This window comes from Kolteria novifilia (assembly GCA_007748055.1).
Taxonomy (GTDB): domain Bacteria; phylum Planctomycetota; class Planctomycetia; order Kolteriales; family Kolteriaceae; genus Kolteria; species Kolteria novifilia.
In genome coordinates, this window is sequence record CP036279.1 from 534017 (window position 1) to 552624 (window position 18608).

Annotated in this window: 17 protein-coding genes; 11 read left to right on the forward strand and 6 right to left on the reverse strand. The window is 58.4% G+C overall.

Annotated elements, in window-relative coordinates:
- Positions 1-25: 25 nt before the first annotated feature.
- Entirely contained in the window at positions 26-1129 is a 1104-nt protein-coding gene (locus Pan216_RS02030) for a hypothetical protein (RefSeq protein ID WP_145253726.1), read from the reverse strand.
- A 1028-nt stretch (positions 1130-2157) separates the two neighbouring features.
- On the opposite strand from Pan216_RS02030, the gene Pan216_RS02035 reads away from it, so the two are divergent.
- Positions 2158-2601 (forward strand): DUF3147 family protein, encoded by a 444-nt coding sequence (locus Pan216_RS02035; RefSeq protein ID WP_419193163.1) that lies wholly within the window; start codon positions 2158-2160, stop codon positions 2599-2601.
- 46 nt (positions 2602-2647) lie between these two features.
- On the opposite strand, the gene Pan216_RS02040 is transcribed toward Pan216_RS02035, so the two are convergent.
- A complete protein-coding gene (locus Pan216_RS02040) occupies positions 2648-3370 on the reverse strand; it encodes a superoxide dismutase (RefSeq protein WP_145254110.1) in 723 nt (240 codons plus the stop codon).
- A gap of 381 nt (positions 3371-3751) precedes the next feature.
- Positions 3752-3916: a hypothetical protein gene (locus tag Pan216_RS27975; protein ID WP_419193164.1), complete on the reverse strand. Its 165-nt coding sequence runs from the start codon at positions 3914-3916 to the stop codon at positions 3752-3754.
- Positions 3917-4648: 732 nt separating this feature from the next.
- On the opposite strand from Pan216_RS27975, the gene Pan216_RS02045 reads away from it, so the two are divergent.
- The 4 genes from Pan216_RS02045 to Pan216_RS27980 are packed head-to-tail and all read left to right on the forward strand — an operon-like array spanning position 4649 to position 11732.
- Complete coding sequence (locus Pan216_RS02045) at positions 4649-5947, forward strand: TolC family protein (RefSeq protein WP_419193165.1); 1299 nt, start codon at positions 4649-4651, stop codon at positions 5945-5947.
- Entirely contained in the window at positions 5944-7356 is a 1413-nt protein-coding gene (locus tag Pan216_RS02050) for an efflux RND transporter periplasmic adaptor subunit (RefSeq protein WP_419193166.1), read from the forward strand. The genes Pan216_RS02045 and Pan216_RS02050 overlap by 4 nt, the downstream gene beginning before the upstream one ends.
- A 10-nt stretch (positions 7357-7366) precedes the next feature.
- Positions 7367-10792 carry an efflux RND transporter permease subunit gene (locus Pan216_RS02055; RefSeq protein ID WP_145254116.1) on the forward strand — a complete coding sequence of 1142 codons (3426 nt, stop codon included), beginning with the start codon at positions 7367-7369 and terminating at the stop codon, positions 10790-10792.
- Between the two features lie 40 nt (positions 10793-10832).
- A complete protein-coding gene (locus Pan216_RS27980; RefSeq protein WP_419193167.1) occupies positions 10833-11732 on the forward strand; it encodes a hypothetical protein in 900 nt (299 codons plus the stop codon).
- Positions 11733-11838: 106 nt separating this feature from the next.
- On the opposite strand, the gene Pan216_RS02065 is transcribed toward Pan216_RS27980, so the two are convergent.
- From Pan216_RS02065 to tnpC (Pan216_RS02075), 3 genes are all read right to left on the reverse strand, one after another.
- Positions 11839-12267, reverse strand: coding sequence for a PD-(D/E)XK nuclease domain-containing protein (locus Pan216_RS02065; protein WP_145254121.1), 429 nt, complete (start codon positions 12265-12267; stop codon positions 11839-11841).
- A 257-nt stretch (positions 12268-12524) separates the two neighbouring features.
- Positions 12525-13619 (reverse strand): IS66 family transposase, encoded by a 1095-nt coding sequence (tnpC, locus tag Pan216_RS02070; RefSeq protein WP_145254124.1) that lies wholly within the window; start codon positions 13617-13619, stop codon positions 12525-12527.
- A 68-nt stretch (positions 13620-13687) separates the two neighbouring features.
- Complete coding sequence (gene tnpC, locus Pan216_RS02075) at positions 13688-15088, reverse strand: IS66 family transposase (RefSeq protein WP_145254127.1); 1401 nt, start codon at positions 15086-15088, stop codon at positions 13688-13690.
- Positions 15089-15388: 300 nt separating this feature from the next.
- Here tnpC (Pan216_RS02075) and qatD point away from each other — a divergent pair, with 300 nt between their 5' ends.
- From qatD to Pan216_RS02105, 6 genes are all read left to right on the forward strand, one after another.
- Positions 15389-16144 carry a Qat anti-phage system TatD family nuclease QatD gene (qatD, locus tag Pan216_RS02080; RefSeq protein WP_419193168.1) on the forward strand — a complete coding sequence of 252 codons (756 nt, stop codon included), beginning with the start codon at positions 15389-15391 and terminating at the stop codon, positions 16142-16144.
- On the forward strand, positions 16141-16533 hold the full coding sequence (locus tag Pan216_RS02085) for a hypothetical protein (protein ID WP_145254133.1): 393 nt from the start codon (positions 16141-16143) through the stop codon (positions 16531-16533). Before qatD ends, Pan216_RS02085 begins: the two co-directional genes overlap by 4 nt.
- Positions 16534-16544: 11 nt before the next feature.
- Positions 16545-17024, forward strand: a complete 480-nt coding sequence (locus Pan216_RS02090; protein WP_145263551.1) for a cupin domain-containing protein — start codon at positions 16545-16547, stop codon at positions 17022-17024.
- A gap of 74 nt (positions 17025-17098) precedes the next feature.
- Complete coding sequence (locus tag Pan216_RS02095) at positions 17099-17776, forward strand: hypothetical protein (protein ID WP_145254136.1); 678 nt, start codon at positions 17099-17101, stop codon at positions 17774-17776.
- A 57-nt stretch (positions 17777-17833) separates the two neighbouring features.
- A complete protein-coding gene (locus tag Pan216_RS02100) occupies positions 17834-18166 on the forward strand; it encodes a hypothetical protein (RefSeq protein WP_145254139.1) in 333 nt (110 codons plus the stop codon).
- A gap of 69 nt (positions 18167-18235) precedes the next feature.
- Entirely contained in the window at positions 18236-18583 is a 348-nt protein-coding gene (locus tag Pan216_RS02105; RefSeq protein WP_145254142.1) for a DUF488 domain-containing protein, read from the forward strand.
- The last annotated feature ends 25 nt before the right edge of the window (positions 18584-18608 follow it).

The following is an 18608-nucleotide window of genomic DNA, read 5'->3' on the forward strand; positions in this document are numbered from 1 at the left end:
TCGGTCTTCAAGATGTCGAGCGCGTTCATGGCGACCTCTTCGGAATCCCCACGTCCTTGAGGAGTCGTTGCCGAATCTGCTCGGCCGTCTCGCGTTCCCGTTTGTCGCCAGCGTTGAGTTCCAGAAACGCCTGGAGGGGAGAAGCATCAACGGAATCGCGAACGTCAAAGAAGACGATGGGATCGTCAGTCTCCAAGACTTGGAAGTTTGGAAAACGCTCGGTCTCACGGGCCGAGTTGCCCAGTCGTTTCAAGATTCCGGTTGCATCAGTGCAGTAGTAGCAGCGGATGGGCTCACGCGCCATCGTCGCATAGTGTTCGGAGGATGACGATCCTGTGCGGACGACGCGTTCCTGTGTCTCCTGGCTCCAATCTCGTGCGATCGCCTCGAACGCCTGATCGTCCAGATCACATTTGCCGATGAATTTTTGCCGAATGACCGGAGCCTCGTAGTTGTCGGCGAGGCTGTTCAAGAGTTTCTCCGCCTGGAGCAAGCGTAGGCGTGTCGTCCGCCCTTTTCGTTGTCTCTCGATGATGAGGTCATCTTCCAAGGATGAGCATGCTTTGGAGATCGTCGAAAGAGTGACGTCACCACGGCGAGTTCTGATCTCGTCGAGGAGTTTTTGCGACGTCTCGTATTCGGCACGCAAGAGAAACGTTCTTGCGACAAGCGAGCTTGCTCCTCGGTACACGTTTCGGATTGGGCTGCTGCTCGGGTACTTGTTCGGATTTCCCGTTCGGTAGATCAGCAGTCGATTGGGGACAAGGATGACGCCGTTGCCGCACAAGTCGATGCCGCTGACTTGCTGGGATTCCAAGAATCGTAGCTGCTCTTCGGAAAGAAAGGGCGTGACGATCATCGGGTTCGCTTTAAGTTGCTTGGCGAGCCGTGTCGCTTGTTGAGCGGCTTCCTGGATAGCTTTCGGGTTGAACTGCACGCGGGTTTGGACCGCGAAGGCGAACGTGCTCTTGTTCCAGGCGACTTCGGCAACGGCGTCGACGCGATCAGACGCCCCCAGCCGCTTTGCGGTCTCGACAACACGGATGCGCGCAGGGTAGAAGCATTCTCCCATCCTCCGGAGGGAGTCCTGCAAGCTCTTGGTCGTCAACCGTTTCTCGCTGGTTGTCATTTTCTTGATTCGGAAAACACGTGTTCTCGGGAAAGATCGCCCGCCTTCATCGCTTCAATTGTTTCCCAGCATACCACATTTTCCCGAACGGGAAATGATTGTCGAATAGGAAACTGTCCTGTGGAGGGAAACCCTAGTCGGCGTTAGTGCATCAACTCACGATGACGATACTCGGGCGGGAGATTGACGTAGCCCCCGGTGAGCTAGTTTTCGCCCGATCGACCACTTTGGCCGGTGGGCCAGCGGTGTCCCGAAGCCGATGAGGACCAAGCCTGGACGAGTGATCGACCGCTTCGATCTCACGCCTTCACGCCCGGCGAGTCTTCGTTGACTGGTGGTTGATGCGTTGGATCGGCCGAGGGCCGGTCTCAAGGTCCGAGCCGCTGCGGCCGACCGAAGGGACAACCGCTACTTCACTCTGATGACCAAGACCGACACTACGTCCAGCCATCACAGGAGCGGTTCGACGAGGCGACTACCTGGCTTGGGAAACGGTTGGGGTTTGGCTAGGCGGGCAACCCGTAAAAGAAAATGAGAGCGTATTGGCTTCATCAGCAGAAGGGGCTGCTGACACGCCCGCACTCGCTACCTGTTGTGAGATTCTGACGCTGCTGGCTACGCGACTAGATCGAGGCGATAGGCGATTCTCCTTGGCCCACTCCACATGAAGCTTCAATCTGATCTAGTTTTGTCTTCTCCGAATCGGCAAGTCCGAGAATGACAACTTGGCCCGGCTAGGAACAAGCTGATTTAGCTCGCAACAACGTTCGAGTTGCTCTTGGAAACTCGTCAACATTCACTTTGAGCAAGTCCCCAACGATGGTGTCTTCTTGAGATGGCTGAATCATCAGGTAAGCCCGCGCAAAGGGTGCTCCGGATCACAGCGTTTCCCGAACGCGACTTGCTTTCCACAAGGCACGAATCGACGCGGCGATCGCCGTTGTCGATTGGGTGGCCTCGGCGCTTGCCTTCATCCTCAATTCCGCAAGGATGCTTCCAACCATGGCAAGACGATGACGTTAGTAGGCATGCGAGATGGTGAGGACGTTTACTGTTTCGTCTATCCCGTGGCGATGTGGGGCCGAATTCGCGAGATCCGCACCAACAAAGGAACCCTTCACAGAATGTATTACGTCATCAAGGTCTTGCTCACCGCCGGCCTCGTCGTTGCGGTTTCCGAAGCTTCCAAGAGGAGCTCTCTGCTGGGGGGCCTCCTGGCGTCTCTCCCGCTTGTCTCGTTCTTCGGCATGATCTGGCTCTACACCGAAACGGGCAATACCCAGAAGGTCGCTGACTTGTCTCGGAGTGTCTTCTGGCTGGTGCTGCCGTCACTTCCATTTTTTCTGCTACTGCCGGTGCTCCTGCGAAAGGGCTGGGGATTCTATGGCAGCCTCATCGTTTCGACGATCCTGATGGTCGGGTTGTACTCGGTCATGGTGCTGGCGCTACGCAGAGCTGGCGTCGAGCTGTAGAACTTGAACGCCAATTCCGTGGGAGACTTGCGATGGTCGATCGGCATCAGGAAATCGAACGGCGGAAACGGTTGTCGGCGACGTTCCAGTCGATGTGATCCATGAAGCGTTGAACGTATTCGCTCTTCCGGTTGTGGTAGTCGATGTAGAACGCGTGCTCGTACACATCGATGACCACGAGAGGAAAGGCCATCCAAAGCGGTCCTTGGGCGTGTTCGTCACTGACGACGTTGTAGAGTTTGCCGTTGACCGGGTGTTTGACGAGCATCGCCCAACCGGCGGCGGCGTTGGCGCTCCCTTCGAAATCGCTTGCCCACTTGTCGAGTGAGCCGAAGCGTTTCTCGATTGCCGACCGAATGCCCTCTTCTGGATCGGGCCTGACGGGGGCGAGACCGTCGAAGTACATTTCATGCAATATGACGCTGTTTCCCTTCGTCGAGACGGCTCGCTTGAGCGCGCCGTAGGCGGCCGCATCCTGTGCCTGTCCCGACTTGATCGAAGCCTCGATCTTGGCGTCGGCGGACTGGTAGCCTTTCAACGCCCCACCGTAATGGGCCGTGTGATGGGGAGCGATTTGCTCCTCACTCAGGAATCCGGGAATGGAGACGTGCTTGAGCGGTTTCGGTTTTCCCGTCACGAGCCCGCTTTGCGAGAAGTCCAGGTCTTCTCCATTCTTCGTATCAGCCTCGGCGAGTCCGCCCACAAGCATGTTCCCAGCCGTCGCTCCTGACGAGACGAACACGAAGTCGCGACGCGATAGATGATCCATCGTTTGCTTTCCTTATCGACCTGACCTTTTGTCGAGCGATCAACGCTGCCGGTAGTCGGCGACCGTACTCGCTCATGATCCTGTCCAATGGGCAAAATGACAACGACGGTGGATGGAAAAGTCGGCTTGTCGTCCGCCACTCCTTTCCACGGGATCGCGGGAAGTCGAAACGGGGCAACTCGAACGGGCCCCGCTGAATGGCAATGGTGGACCTGCGATCTCCGCACGGCTTGCACAGGTTCGCCTCCTTCTGGACCATCGTTCGATGGACAGGTTGGGCGAGTGGGGCGGTGACGATCTTTTTGGTTTTTCAGATTCGAAACGGTAAACTACGGAGAATCGCACGCCGATGAGAGGAATATGTACAGACGCATCGTGTCCCTATCGCTGATGCCGTGCTTGCTGCTGACTCAAGCAGTGGCTCTCGGCCATTCGCACGGTGACCAAGAGTCGCCGGGGCACGATCTTCGTCCACATGTTCACACGACGGTGGTCACGGATCACGACCACCACGGTCACCATCATCACCATCACTCGGATGGCCACACGCACCATCCTAACGTAATGGTGGAGTCCGAGGACCTTTCCCCGACGTTCGCTTCGACCGATCGAGGCGCGGCCCCCGGACATGACGCCGATGCGGTTTTCTTTGAAGTCATCGACATCGTGAACGATGGCCGGTCAACGGTCGACAGCGAATCGGCATGGTCGTTCCTTTGGGCGAGCCTCGACTCGATTTCGGTCGAGCATTTGTCGGCTTGTTTGCTTCGTCGTCCGTCGCCAAATTGGTCACATGCGCCTCCATGGCGCGACGATAGTTGCCCTCTCTACATCAGGCAACTCGCACTCCTGTTTTGATCCTGCCTCCATCTTCCAGCAGTCCAAGCTCGTCATGAGCCACGGCTTCTTGCTGTCTCCGCGCCAATTCCCGACCGGCAAGCGCCTCGTTTCGATGCGGTAGCCGTCCTGTATGGCGTCCAGAACATCTTCGATTCTTGGCTACGGCCTTCGCGTGGTTGAGAGTTCTCGAAGAAACGTTGTTCCATCTCGCGAAAGCAAAGTTGGCGGTGGCGGAAGTTGCGCCCGGCCCACTCGTCGCGTCGACGCTTTCCAGAGGAACACAAAACGGCACTCTGCATGGATGTGGAGGATTCAACGATGCGATCAATTTGTGTTCCCGTCCTGTACGGGATGATTAGTTTGGTGCCGGCGGGGTGTTCCATTCCATCCCGCCCAGTAGTCGGTCAGCCATCACCTACAGGCCCGAGGCCGCACATCGTGCAAGCTGCGTTCTTTGCCGACGAGGAGATCGACGGGCAAGAGTTGTTCGCCCAATCGATCCCGGACGTTCTTTCGGTGGAGGACGAAACCGACACGATCGCCGAGCTCCCGGACTTGATCGGTTTGGCCTTGGAGCAGAATCCGCGTCTGGCGCAAGTCGGTTGGGCCGTGGATGTCGCGAGAGGTCGAGCACTGCAAGCTGGTCTCTATCCCAATCCGGTCTTCGCCGTCACGGGCAACGAAATCAGCGACCGAACCGGCCCGGGAGGAATCTGGTCGACGTTCGGAGAGCAAGAGTTCGTGACAGCCCACAAGCTCGGTCTCAGCAGGGCGGCGGCCCTCAAGGAGGTCGACCAGGCGACGCTGGCGGTTATTTCCGAGCGATACGTGATCTTTACGGAGGTACGGCGAGCATTTTTCGAGGCCGTGACCCTGCAACAACGCGCGGAGATCCTGACCGAACTGGTTGGGCTTGCCGAGCAGTCGGTGCGGAATGCGCAGCAACTGTTGGAAGCCAAGGAAGGCGCTGTGCTCGATGTCGTGCAATTCGAAGTTGACCTCGAACGCTATCGAGCCGATCTCGAAGCGACGCAACAGGCTCTACCGGCCGCCTATCGCAAAGTCGCCGCAAGTGTCGGCGTCGACGAGCTGACGATCCGCCATCTCGTCGGCACGCTCGACCTTCCCTTGCCGGAGTACGAGCTCGACCCGATCCGCCTTTATGTGCTCGGCATCCATCCCGATATCCGCTCGGCGCAAGTCGGTGTCGAACGCGCTCGACTCGTGCTTCGGCGGGCGGAAGTGGAGCCCATCCCGAACGTGACGGTTGGTGCCGGCTACACCTACCAGGGACAGAACCGCTCGAACGATTGGGACATCGGCGTGAGCGTACCAATCCCGACATGGGATAGGAACCAAGGCAACATCTTCGCGGCTAGAGCGCAGGTCAGCGAAGCCGTTCGGCAGATCGGTCGCGTGGAAAACGAACTGGTCGATCGACTTGCTACTTCGTTCTCGGCGTATGCCGCCGCCCGAGCGAGGGCGGTGCGATATCGAGACTTGATCGTGCCCAAAGCACAGCAGACGTACAGCTTGTCACTCAAAGCGTACCAAGGTGGACAGTTTCAATACCTTCGTGTCCTTGAGGCACAGCGAGCCGTCGTCGAGGCGAAGTTGGAACTTGTCCGCTCACTCGGCGACATGTGGGAAGCGGCTAGCGTGATCGCGGGGCTCATGCTCGAAGATCAATGGCCGCCAACATCCGAAACGCCACAACCGGAGAGGAATGATCCATGATGAACAAGATTCGCTGGCGATACCCGCTTGGTGTCGGCCTCGTCGTTGGATTGTCCGTGGCGGGATACTTGACGCAGGACAAGTGGCTGCCGATGCTCGACCACCGTCAGGCCGTCGTCGATAAGGATGTGAGTTCCGAATCGGCCGAATCGGCTACGCCGAACGAGACGATCCTTCTCACAGACCAAGCGATCGACAACTTGGGGCTGACCGCCAAACGGACCCTACCCGACACATACTGGCGAACGATTCAAATCCCGGGGACGGTGGTCGATCGGCCGGGGCGAAGCGACCTTGGCGTCGTCTCTCCCGTCTCCGGCGTTGTGACGCAAGTCAACTGTTTCCCAGGCAACATCGTTCGAGTCGGAGACGTTCTCTTCTCGATTCGTCTCCTTAGTGAGTCGCTTCATGCTACCCAGTCTGATCTCTTCAAGGCCACTCAGGACATCAAGATCGCTCAAGCACAACGAAAGCGACTCAGCGCGTCAACGGGAGCGATTGCCGAAGCCCGCATCATCGAGGCGGAAAACCAAATCACGCGTTTGGAGATCGCGGTCCGAGCCTATCGGCAGGAACTGCTGACTCGCGGCCTATCTCGAATGCAAATTGACGAAGTTGCCGAGGGGAACTTTGTCCGTGATATTACCGTTGTTGTTCCGGACCGTCCCGTCACCGACCCACCTGTCGCCATGCTCGTTTCGGAATCCTCGGCCGACACGCAGTCGTTGGCGTACGAGGTCCAGGAGTTGGACGTCGAACTTGGCCAACAGGTGAACGCGGGACAGACACTTTGCATGCTAGCTAATCATCGGACGCTCGATATCGAGGGGCGAGCGTTTCCCGATGAAACGCCACTCTTGGAACGGACCGTGCGGGAAGGCTGGCCCGTTGACGTCGATTTTGGGCAAGACGAGCGGGAGGGTTGGCCACCCCTCGACCAGACGTATCGAATCCGTCACCTCGCGAACACGATTGACCCCACGAACCGCACGTTCGCCTTCCGAATTCCGCTCGAAAATCAATCGAAGGTCGTGGAGGCCAATGGTCAGCGGCAAATGCTGTGGCGCTGTCGGCCTGGTCAGAAACTGCGGATTCTCGTCCGAGTTCAGAAACTCGATGATGTCTTCGTTCTACCCGCCGACGCCGTGACCCGCGACGGTGCCGAGGCGTTCGTGTTCACTCAGAACGTCAACACGTTCGAACGGAAACCTGTCCGCATCCTCTTCCAGAATCGGAGAGACGTCGTGCTCGCCAACGACGGTTCCTTGGTGCCCGGCATGTTCGTAGTTCAGAATGCCGCCGCCCAGTTGAACCGAATGACGAAGTCGCAATCGGGGGACGATCTCCCGGAGGGCTACCACATTCACGCCGACGGCAGTCTTCACAAGAACGAAGACGAAGGGAAGTAGAGGGAACGCCGTGCTCAACGCAATCATTCGACTCTCGTTGACCCACCGGACGCTCGTTCTCGCCGCTTGCGTCATCGCGCTGGTCTACGGTGGCTATCTTTCGACGACCCTCCCGATCGACGTCTTTCCCGACCTCGATCGACCCCGGGTCGTCATTTTGACCGAGTGTCCCGGCCTATCCGCCGAGGAAGTCGAGACACTCGTCACCTATCCGATTGAAACGGCTGTTCTGGGAGCCAATGGGGTCGAGGACGTTCGCAGTCAGTCCAGTCAAGGAATGAACGTCGTCTACATCGAGTTCGACTGGCAAACCGATCCTCGGTATGCCCGACAAATCGTCTCCGAGCGGTTGGCGAACGTTCCGATGCCGCCGGGCATTTCTCCGGTGATGACGCCGCAAGCGTCCATCATGGGACAGATTCTTCATGTGGGAATCCATCGTCGTACCGGTCCGCATGGAGGCGTTCTGACGCCAATTGCTCAAACAGGTTTGTTGGCGGAGAGAACGCATGTCGACGGGAAACCGAGCGTGGCCGTTTGGCGTTCTCGGGTTCGCAACGATCTCGCCGCCTGGGAACAACTGGAAATCGACCATCCGCGCTGGATCGTTCCCGACCGTACGATCTCGTTTGCCGTCGAGGGGCGTACCTACGAAGTAACGTTCCCCACGCCGTTGGAAGAGCGGATGGAGTTGAGAACGACGGCGGACTGGCTCGTTCGGCCTCGTCTTCTCAAGCTTCCCGGGATCGCCGAAGTCATCGTCATGGGTGGCGACAAGAAGCAGTATCAGGTGCTCGTCGACCCACTCAAACTCCAGGAATACGACGTCTCGCTTCATCAAATCGAGGAGGCGATCAAGGCGAACAATCTGAACGCGAGCGGCGGATTCATCGACGAAGGTCAGACGGAGCGGCCCGTACGAGTAGTCGGCCGGCTTGGCCCGTTTCCGGAGAAAGTCGTCGACGACCTCCGACAAGTGCCGGTGAAGATGAACGCGGATCGCGCCGTCCTGCTCGGTCACGTGGCCCGAATCGAAATGGGACCGGCGCCCAAACGCGGAGATGCGAGCATCGACGGTCATCCCGGTGTCGTGATCACGATCGTCAAGCAACCCCACGCTGACACCCGTAAGCTCACCGAAGAAGTGAAGGAGGCACTGCGGGACACGGAGGCCGGCCTGCCCGCCGACGTGGTCATCAACACGAATCTGTTTCAATTGAAGAGCTTCATCGATCGCGGCATCTACTACGTGGAAGAAGCACTCGTGATCGGCGCGGTCCTCGTGGTGATCGTGTTGTTTTTCTTTCTGCTCAATCTCCGCACCACGTTCATCACGCTGACGGCGATCCCACTGTCGCTGGTGATCACCACCCTGGTGTTTCAGTTGGCCGGGGTCGTGACCGGGACCGAGTTGTCGATCAACGTGATGACATTGGGCGGGATCGCGGTGGCCATCGGTGAATTGGTGGACGATGCGATCGTCGATGTCGAGAACATCTTCCGCCGCCTGAGCGAGAACAACGCCAGTCCGAATCCGAAGCCGGCGATTGTCGTCGTCTACGAAGCGAGCACCGAAATACGTTCGGCGATCGTTTTTGGTACCGCCGTCGTCATTCTCGCGTTCATGCCGCTATTCGCCCTCTCCGGAGTCGAGGGACGGTTGTTCGTCCCGCTTGGAGTTGCTTACATCGTTTCGATCCTCGCGTCGCTGCTGGTGTCGTTGACGGTCACGCCTGTCCTCTCGTACTATCTCTTGCCGCAATCGAAAGCGACGCATCGTCACGAGGACGGTTTGCTCCTGCGGGTGTTGAAGTGGTTCGCGGGCTTCCTGATCCGTTTCAGCATGCGATGGGCGGGCATCCTTTTGATCGCGACATGGCTCCTGGTCGGTTTCAGCGTTTGGCAATTGATGCAACTAGGAGCCGACTTCCTCCCGAAGTTTGACGAAGGCAGCGTGCAGATCAACGTGTCCTTACCCGGCGGGTCGTCGCTGCAAGCATCAAACGAAGCGTCCGCCTTGATCGATGCGCAACTCATGGAGTTACAGAGAACGCCTGACAACCCGCATGGACCTGTACTTCATTTCTTTCGGAGGACGGGGCGGGCGGAACTGGACGAACATGCACAGCCCGTGAATGTGGGTGAGTACATCCTCACCATGAACCCAGAGGGTGACTACGACCGCGACGAGTTCCTCAAGACGCTATTGGACGATTTGAGGTCCAACGTGCCGGGGGTGCAAATCGAGGCGGAACAACCGCTGTCCCATCTCATCAGCCACATGCTTTCCGGCGTCAAGGCTCAGATCGGCATCAAGCTCTACGGCGACGACTTGGACAAACTTCGCGATTTGGCGGGCGATGTCCGCAACGCCATCGCTGACGTTCCCGGTGTGACGCCACCGATCATCGACCCTCAAGATCGCGTCGACGAACTGCATGTCGTTCTGCGGCCCGGGGATCTCGCTTTCTACGGCCTAAGCCGAGAATACGTCGCTGACTTCGTCCAGACCGCTCTCAAAGGAGAAGCCATCTCGCAGGTGTTGGAAGGACAACGACGCTTTGACCTCGTCGTGAAGCTCAAGGAACCCTACCGATCCGATGCCTACAAGCTGGGAGAGTTACGTCTCGATCTTCCCGGCCGCCGTGGCCAGATTCGGCTCAATGAAGTGGCCGACTTTCCCGCATCGGCAAGCGGCCCGAACCTCGTCAACCGGGAGAACGTCCGGCGACGACAGACGATTCGCTGCAACGTGTCCGGTCGCGACCTCGAAAGTGCCGTCATCGAGATTGAGCGGCGGGTACGCGAGGGAGTGCCGATGCCGATCGGCTACTTCGTCGAGTTCGGCGGGCAGTTCGAAGCCCAACGCTCGGCAACCTTTCTCATCACGATTCTGGCGGGCGTGTCGCTGGCCGGTATCTTCCTCGTTTTGATGATGCTCTACCCTTCCGCCCGCATCACGTTCCAAATTCTGAACGCCATCCCCACCGCTTTCATCGGCGGCGTCTTCGCTCTTGTGGTGACGAGTCAGTCCCTTACCGTGGCCAGCATGGTCGGGTTCGTGTCGCTGGGCGGGATCGCGGTGCGCAATGGCATCCTGCTCGTGACACACTACTTTCATCTGATGGAGGAAGAAGGGGAAGGCTTCACCAAACAGATGGTCTTGCGAGGCAGCTTGGAACGTCTCTCGCCGGTGCTCATGACGGCGCTCACTGCGGGAATCGCTCTTATTCCTCTAGTCATTGGTGGAAAGAAACCGGGACTCGAAATCCTGTATCCCGTCGCAACGGTGATCTTGGGGGGACTGGTGACGTCGACGTTCTGCGAGTTTCTCATCCACCCTGGGTTGTTTTGGAAGTTCTCGGGCAAGGATGCCGATCGCCTTTCCCGACGAGAAGGTTCCGATGAGGACCTTCTGCGAAGCGTGCAACTTTGATCGAAGGGAATCTGTCGTGTCGAATGAAAGGACATTCCGAATGACGTACGTACGAAACTTGGGTCTCGGGCTTGTGGCGGTTGCCATCGTGGCAAGCGGATGCTCCAAGAGCGCTGATCCGACTTCGACGGCCAAGCAGACCGGAGCGGAGAAGGAGTCAGCACCGGCGAAGAAAGAAGAGCATGCTCCCCATGGAGCGGGCCCGAATGGCGGCGTCGTGTTCGATTTGGGCAAGCACCATGCGGAGTTCACCGTCGATCACCCCAAGAAGGAGTGCATGATTCTCATACTTGGTACCGACGAGAAGACGCCCACGCCGGTTGCCACGGAAGAGTTGGTGCTGACAACGAAGGAGACGAAGACCGAGGACGGCACGATTGTGGCCCCGATGACGATCAAGATGTTGCCCAAGGATGGCAAAGAGGGGAAAGCGACGACATTTGTTGGCACCGATCCTGGGATCGGCAATATCGCCGACTTCGACGGTACCGTGCTCGCAATGATCGATGGCAAGCCGTCACAGGGTGAGTTCAGCGAGTCGCACGGCTCGGCCGGCCATAGCCACTCCCACGGCGCCGACGACGCTCTCGTCTGGGAAGGTGAGCCGAAGATACACTCGGGAACAACTATCCGCCTCGGCCATCACGGCGAGCAACTCCGTGCCGGAACCGAGGTCGAGCCGGCCGTCTCCATTGAGCGTGACGGCAAACCGGTTAGCGACGCGAAAGTATTCAACGCTCTCGTCAGCGCGGACGGCAAGACGGTACTCGCGAGCGAAGTCCCCACCGTTTACGAACCGACGACGGAGGACGAACCCGCCCACTACGCCCAAGGCGCCCTCGCGATTCCCAAGGACGTCAACAAGGTCGTCATTCGCTTTCGAATCGTATTGCCCAACGCTGCCCCAGTCACGTACGACGTCCCCGTCAACGTCGAGTAGTGGGGAGAGCAGAACGAGGAGCAGTCCCAACGGCGAGGGCCAGACGAACGCTGGCCCTTGGAATACCAAACCGACATCGCTTCGTTTGCGAGATAGAGTCACCGACTCATCTCACAACTTCCGCTCTCATTCCACGATGAGAAAGGATCGGCTCGATGAACCGTGAATCATCCTGAATCGAACGATCTGGATCGAATATGATAAACAGTACTCGCTTGCTGTTGTGTCCGTACTTCGTAATATCTGTCGCGATCTCATCGCTGATTCTTCCAGGTGGAGCAGGCCGTTTTCTCGCAAATTTGAGTTCAATCCAAAGATTGATTTCGTCCTCAGACCAGTCCGGCTTCGTCCCGACTAGGCCCCAGCGAGCATATGGAAACTCCCGTTGAAGACGTTTGCCGGCGGCCTTCAGCAAACCGTCGCACAACGCCTGAAGGCCCGCTTCCGTGGTTGGGCGCACACCATCGCACGCTGCGGGCAGTCCAGCTCGTAGGCAGTTGACAGTGGAATCTGAAAAACGCGTTACCAGATCCATCTGGTGCTGATTTCCGGCCACAAGACGTATCATGCAACTTGATGGTAGGTCGCCTTCCACAAAGCGTCTCGCGTGTTTCTTGATCTGCGATGCGACAACATCGCTTGCAATTCTTCCGTGCTCTGCCAAGAGGTGACACAGTCGCTCAGCTGACTCTCGATTTCCTCCTAGAAAGCGATTTGCTTCAATGATCTCAGCAGAAAAGCGTTGTGAGATTCCTTCGGCTCCGCGTTCGTCTAGCTCCTTGGTAGTAACTGTTAAGCGGCTTCGCTGATCGGAAGGGGGAGCGGCTGGTTTGGCATGCGGGAGGTGACGGCGTGGAGGGCGCAGCGGAAGAAGTTCAGGCCATTCTTTTGGCAGGTGCGGACGATCGTCTTGGCCACGGCGAAGGCGTCGGCGCTCCACGCGGCGCGGTTGACGCCACCGTCGGAGCGCGCGGCGGCGACACTGCGGATGTCGCGTTCGGCCAAGTTTTTCTCGGCGGGAACGGCGGGATCGTCGAGGAAGGTCAGCAGTTCCTCCTTGTGGCGGCGCAGCCGATCGTAGATCCGTTGGCAGTCGGGGTCGCTCGAGGAACGCCACCAACGCTCGTCGAAGCGTTCGCGGATCTGGTCGGCTTCGGACGCGAATTCATCGGGCGATAACTCCTCGCGTCGGCGTGCCAGGGTGATGGCATCTTGGAAGAGGTCGATCAGCGGCTGAATGTTCTTGGCGACCAGCCGGGCGGGCAACTCCTCGCGAAGCTTCGCCAAGTCTCGCAGAAGATGAGTCAAGCAACGTTGTTTCTTCGCCTCGAGCCTGTGGTAGGCGGCGTAGAAGTCGGTGACCAAGACTCCCGGCAGCGACGATCCCAACGCCCGCTCGACGACTTCGCGGCTGCGGTGATGGTCGATCAGGAAGACGGCGATCTTCGGATTGGCGAAGAGCCAGCACCAGACATTCTTGCCGTCGATCCGCCAGCCGGTCTCGTCGGCATGGACCACCGGCGCTTGCTTGAGCAGATCGAGCAACTCCCGCACGACCGGATCGAAGAGGTTGGCGAACCAACGCAGGTGGCCCAGGGCGGCGGCACGACTCAGGCGGATGCCGAAAAGATCCTCCAGCAGCGTGGTGGTCTTGCCCAGCGAGATCCCGAGCATCGCCCGGCTGTAGACGCTCAAGAGCCGAACCCGAGGGCCGACCGTGGAACCGGGGACGTCGAGATCGGCCCGGCCGTGGACCTGCCTCCGGCAAGTATGGCAACGATAATGATGACGCCGGTAGCAATGAGTCTCGGGCTTTGGTTCGGGTATATCTCCGCCCGAGGGAGTCGAACCCAACTCGAATTGCTTTGCAGGCAGCCGCATTGACATCTGGCTCCGGCGTCTCGTCAGTGTCCCTGCCAGGAATCGAACCTGGTCAAAACCGTTGGGGTAACCGTTCACGGATTGGTGATAAGGGATGGGCAGGGTCGCGATCGGAAATGAGCGTCGACGGCGTCGGTGAGGTAGGTGAAGAGGTCGCGGGATTGTTGTCGGCAGGTCTCGATGACGGTCAGTGTGGTTTCGACGAAGCGACTGCCGGCGTTGCTCTGAGTGCCGAAGGAGAGCTTCCTCCAGATCACGGCGTGACGTAGCGAACGTTCGCTGAGGTTATTGGTCGGGTCGACGCCATCGTGGTCGAGAAAGGTCCAGAGCCATTCGCGATGGTCGTAGAGTTCCCGACACATGCCGATCAGTTTCGGGTTGCCGCTAAAGAGACCGCGCAGCAGCAAGTGTTCGATCTCGCGACGAACGGGAGCCAGACAACGTTTGAGTGTTCGGCGTGTGATGGTTCCGTCTCGGCAGCGTGCCCATTCGCGAAAGAGTCTTTTCGTCGGTCGCATCAGATCATGACCCAGGCGTTTGACTTGGTGGTCGCTGCTGTCGATCAAGGCTTGGAAGTCACGCTTGAGATGAGCCCAACACCATTGCAGGCGGCCAAGCTGCCAGTACATCTTGGCTCGGTCACACATCACGACGCCCGAGAAGTTCTCGCCAAGCAGTTCGTTCAGCACGGTAGCCGCCCGCGAGCCACGCATCGTGAAGAGGGTGAAGGTGCTGGCCACGAAGGTCCACAACCAAGCCTTCTGCCCCGCTTGTTTGGTCGGCGTTTCGTCGGCCCCCAGTTGTGGTTGAGTCGGGAGGGTCGTCGCCAGTTCGTCGTAGGCCGGCCGCAAGGCTTCGGTGAGGATCGCCTGATGTTTCATCGTCAAGCCGACGCTGCAAGGCTGGCCAAGCAGCGACTCGAGAAACAACGCCGTGCGGCGTTTGCTTTGGCGGAAGCAAGCCATCAGCAGGCCGGTAAACGCGATCAGACGCGGTCCGGATTGCCCCGTCGGTACCCCTTCGGGCAGGGGAGCACAGGTGCTCTCGCCGCAGCAAGGACAAGCGAGTCGATGACGACGGTACTCCGTGATCATCGGCTTGATCTCGGGGAGTTCCCACACTTGATGCCGCAACGGATCGGCGTCCTCTCCCGTCAACGGCGTGTCGCAACGCCGGCAGGTCTTCGGCAGCAGCGTCACGACTTCCTGGCATTCCTCGGTGGGAACCAAAGAACGTTCGTGTTTCTTATGACCTGGTTGGCCACCGCGTTTGCGCTTCGATCGCGCCGACTTGCGTGGTGTCTTGGCATGCGGATGCTGACTGCCGGGAGGCAGCGACGAGTTCCGCGGGTTCTTGGGAGGGCCAAGTGCCTCTTCCAATTCCGCGATTCGCAGCAACAACGACTCGACGAAGGCACGCACCTCCGGCGTCATCTGGGCCGCGAGTTCAGGAGGTATCTTCGACTTCCCTGTCATGAACGAATTCTCTCACGACTTCCCTTTCGTGAAAAGACCAACTCGCAGGGTGTGAACGGTTACCCGATCCGAATTCCGAAGTGGCCGACGATCTTCGGGCGTGCCTGTCCTTCTTACGAAGGAACCATTCAAGAGCGGATGTCGCCAAAATGCTCATTGCCAACGGGCCACTGCCGCCGTTGGAAGCCATGTCACATGCCGACACGGTGTGCCGTGCAATGGACGAGATTCGCAAGCTGTTTCGAGACAAGGGTAGCCCATCACTAAAGCGAATGGCTGGCCTGCATCAGCGAGGTAGTCGTGCTAATTGACTCACACTGTCATGTGGACCGTTTTCCAAATCCTACGGAACTCGCAGACGAGTGCGAGTCCCAGCACATTTTGACTGTGGCCGTCACCAACCTTCCGAGCCACTACGAAGTCGCTGTCGAGCACCTTTCTTCGCTGCGATTCGTAAAGCCAGCGCTGGGCTTTCACCCACTCGCTGTAGCCGACAATAGGAGCGAGCTTGATGTGTTCTTGTCGCTTGTAACGAGCGTGTCTCTGATCGGGGAAGTCGGCTTGGACTTTTCGGCGGAAGGCATCAAGTCACGGAGCGAGCAACTGCGTGTCTTTCGTCAGATCGCAGAATCCCTCTCGGACAACTCCCGCTTCGTCACCCTACATTCAAGAGGTTCAGCCGAGGATGTGGTCTCGGTTCTTGAAGAGTATGGCGTTGCCCCTTGCGTTTTTCACTGGTACAGCGGTTCGAGTTCAACCCTGAAGCGGCTGGTCGGCCTCAACCACTATTGCTCGGTGAATTCGGCAATGTTGACATCGAAGAAAGGCCGAAGCGTTTTGGAGACGGTTCCAAGGGAGCGAATTCTGACAGAAACCGATGGCCCCTACATCAAAGTTGGCAAAAGGGCAGTGAGACCAAATGATGTTCGAGAAATCGTTGAGGGCATCGCTGAAGCGTGGAACGTGTCGGCGGATGATGCGGAGGCCCAGGTATCTGACAACTTCATGAATCTGTGCCAACAACTCAACATTCCCGTGGAGGACTACGCTTCATGACTGATCCTGAACCAATCGATCCCAGCCAACTGAGTCCGGGGCCGATCCGCAACGAATCGCTCGCTCCTGAACTGCTCGAACAGGTTCAGGCGATGTACGACGTGATCGGTCCCTATCTCGGCACGACGCTGGAGCAGTTCGAGATCAATCTCATGCGGGACATGCACCCGGAGGATGAGGTTGCAATCTGGTGCAGTATCACGGCGGCGTGGCTCGACTATCACGAGAAGTACCTCGGCGACGACCTGCTTCCCGACGAGGACGAAAAGAAGCTGATCGGTGCGCTGATTGCGATCTCGACGGGCGTTGAAGATGTGGAGAAGCTCGGCGTGCCAACGGACATTGGACGGAAGCTGCTGGACTGTTACGACAGTCTTGGAAAGGAATGACGGACGTGAGCATGGACCACCCAGCGACCATCAGAAAGCCGAACGAGGGTCGTCGCATCGGCATCGTCGGCGATGTGTACCGTTTCCTCGCCACGGGAGACGAGACGGACGGCAAGTACGCCACGTTCGAGGCCATTGTGCCCCCCGGCAGCGGTCCCCCTCCGCACGTCCACAGCCGAGAAGAAGAGTCGTTCCTCGTCCTCGAAGGTGAGATGACATTCCAACTCGGCGAGGATCGAATCGTCGCCAGTGAAGGCACGTTTCTCAACATGCCCGTGGGCAGCCTGCACTGCTTCAAGAATGAGAGTGACCAGACGGCTCGCTTGTTGATCTCCGTTGCGCCAGCCGGGTTGGAGAAGATGTTCTTCGAGGTGGGGCAGCCGCTCGCCGACGATGCTGAGACCGCACCGCCGCCCAGTCAGGCCGACATCGAGAAACTGCTCGAAGGAGCGCCTCGATACGGCATCGAGATCAAGGTGCTGCAGGAGTAGAACGGTTGCCGTTTACGAGTTGGCAGTGGAGAATCACGGCGGAAAAAGGATCAACAATCACGGAGGGACAATCGATGCAGACATCCGACAAGACGATCTCGCAGGTCTTCGACGAGTTTCTGTCCGATCAGGAAGACCGCCTCAAACCGAAGACCTTTGCGAAATATCGCTCGATCATTGATCTGTTCGAGAGCTACTTGGAGTCCTACTGGCCCAGCCACGATCAGGACGAATACAAAAAGATCACCGGCAACGGCGGGACGTTCTGCGGCACTTTCGGCCCCGAAGAAATTCTTGGCGGCTACTCCGAGTTCCTCGGCTACTTCATGCCGCACAAGGTCATGTGCGGCAAGGACACGATGCAGGCTGCCGGGACGGTCACGAAGAAGCTGGCGAAGTGGCTGGCCGAGAAGGGCTATGTCGAGGACGCCTCGTTTGCAGAGGATCGAGCAGGCGAGGCGGCGAAGGAGTTGCCCGCCGCCCAAGACGTGCTCGACCTGCTGGACGAGTTCGTGGATCTGAACGCTCCCGATGATTACGAGGACGAAATCCAAGACCACTTCTGGATCAAGAAGATCGAGCCGGGCAAACTCTGGCTCGAAGCATTGACGATGCACGACGGCGTGATTGGCCCGGTGCCGGTTCCCAAGAAAGTCACGCAGATCGTCAAAGAGATGTGGGACATCGGCGGCGTGATCGTAAAAACGAGCCGGGGCTGGCGGTTCTTGGAAGTCTGGAAAGTGAGTCCGTGACGATGGCCTACAGTGAAGCCCTCGCTGAGCGTACTCGAACAATAACAGGAGCCCCCATTGAACGTGCCAGACAAAGAACGGCGTGACGCTGAAAACACTGGCGAGCTTGTCGGCAAGAAACTGCGAGAGATCATGGACTTGCAGGCCGACATCGATGCCTTGTTGCGGGACAAGCATCCGACGCCGTTCGGTTCGCAGAAGTGGCAGTACGCAAGCCTCGAAGCCCTGCAACGCCTTGTAGCGATGACAGCGGTTCAGTTTCTTCTCTTTGAACCGGTCGATTGGGTCAAGGGCAACGAAGAAGTCAAGGTCGCCGCCGAAAAGCTGCTGACGTTGCTTGGCGATCAGTTGAAAACGGTCAAGACGGACAAATCTGACTGGCAAACCTAAAGAATCATGTTGGTCAATCTTTTCCGCTGGCCAGTCGTTGGAAGGCGACGAACCTGAACGGAGCCGAACATGATCCGCCTCAAGCGAGCCTACGACGACCCGTCCAAACAGGACGGCCTGCGCATCCTCGTGGAGCGATTGTGGCCGAGGGGCGTGAGCAAAGAGAAGGCGGCGGTCGATCTCTGGCTGAAAGACCTTGCCCCTAGCACTGACCTACGGAAGTGGTACGGCCACGACCCGGAGACGTGGGACGAGTTCCGTCAACGCTACTGGTCGGAACTGGGCGAGAAGGGCGACCTGCTGACGCTGCTCAAGCATCGCACGACGGAAGGAAACGTCACGTTCGTCTTCGCCGCCAGCGATGAGGAGCGGAACAGCGCCGTGGCGTTGAAGGAATACCTCGAAGAGAAGCTGTGAGGCATGGACATGCTCGCTCGTTCTC

Coding starts and splice junctions, on each gene's coding strand:
- Pan216_RS02065 (WP_145254121.1), bottom strand. CDS start 12,267: ATGGATCTGGTAACGCGTTTTTCAGATTCCACTGTCAACTGCCTACGA.
- Pan216_RS02050 (WP_419193166.1), top strand. CDS start 5,944: ATGATGAACAAGATTCGCTGGCGATACCCGCTTGGTGTCGGCCTCGTC.
- tnpC (WP_145254127.1), bottom strand. CDS start 15,088: ATGACAGGGAAGTCGAAGATACCTCCTGAACTCGCGGCCCAGATGACG.
- tnpC (WP_145254124.1), bottom strand. CDS start 13,619: ATGTCAATGCGGCTGCCTGCAAAGCAATTCGAGTTGGGTTCGACTCCC.
- Pan216_RS02035 (WP_419193163.1), top strand. CDS start 2,158: ATGCGAGATGGTGAGGACGTTTACTGTTTCGTCTATCCCGTGGCGATG.
- Pan216_RS02095 (WP_145254136.1), top strand. CDS start 17,099: ATGCAGACATCCGACAAGACGATCTCGCAGGTCTTCGACGAGTTTCTG.
- Pan216_RS02105 (WP_145254142.1), top strand. CDS start 18,236: ATGATCCGCCTCAAGCGAGCCTACGACGACCCGTCCAAACAGGACGGC.
- Pan216_RS02030 (WP_145253726.1), bottom strand. CDS start 1,129: ATGACAACCAGCGAGAAACGGTTGACGACCAAGAGCTTGCAGGACTCC.
- Pan216_RS02040 (WP_145254110.1), bottom strand. CDS start 3,370: ATGGATCATCTATCGCGTCGCGACTTCGTGTTCGTCTCGTCAGGAGCG.
- Pan216_RS27980 (WP_419193167.1), top strand. CDS start 10,833: ATGACGTACGTACGAAACTTGGGTCTCGGGCTTGTGGCGGTTGCCATC.
- Pan216_RS02085 (WP_145254133.1), top strand. CDS start 16,141: ATGACTGATCCTGAACCAATCGATCCCAGCCAACTGAGTCCGGGGCCG.
- Pan216_RS02090 (WP_145263551.1), top strand. CDS start 16,545: ATGGACCACCCAGCGACCATCAGAAAGCCGAACGAGGGTCGTCGCATC.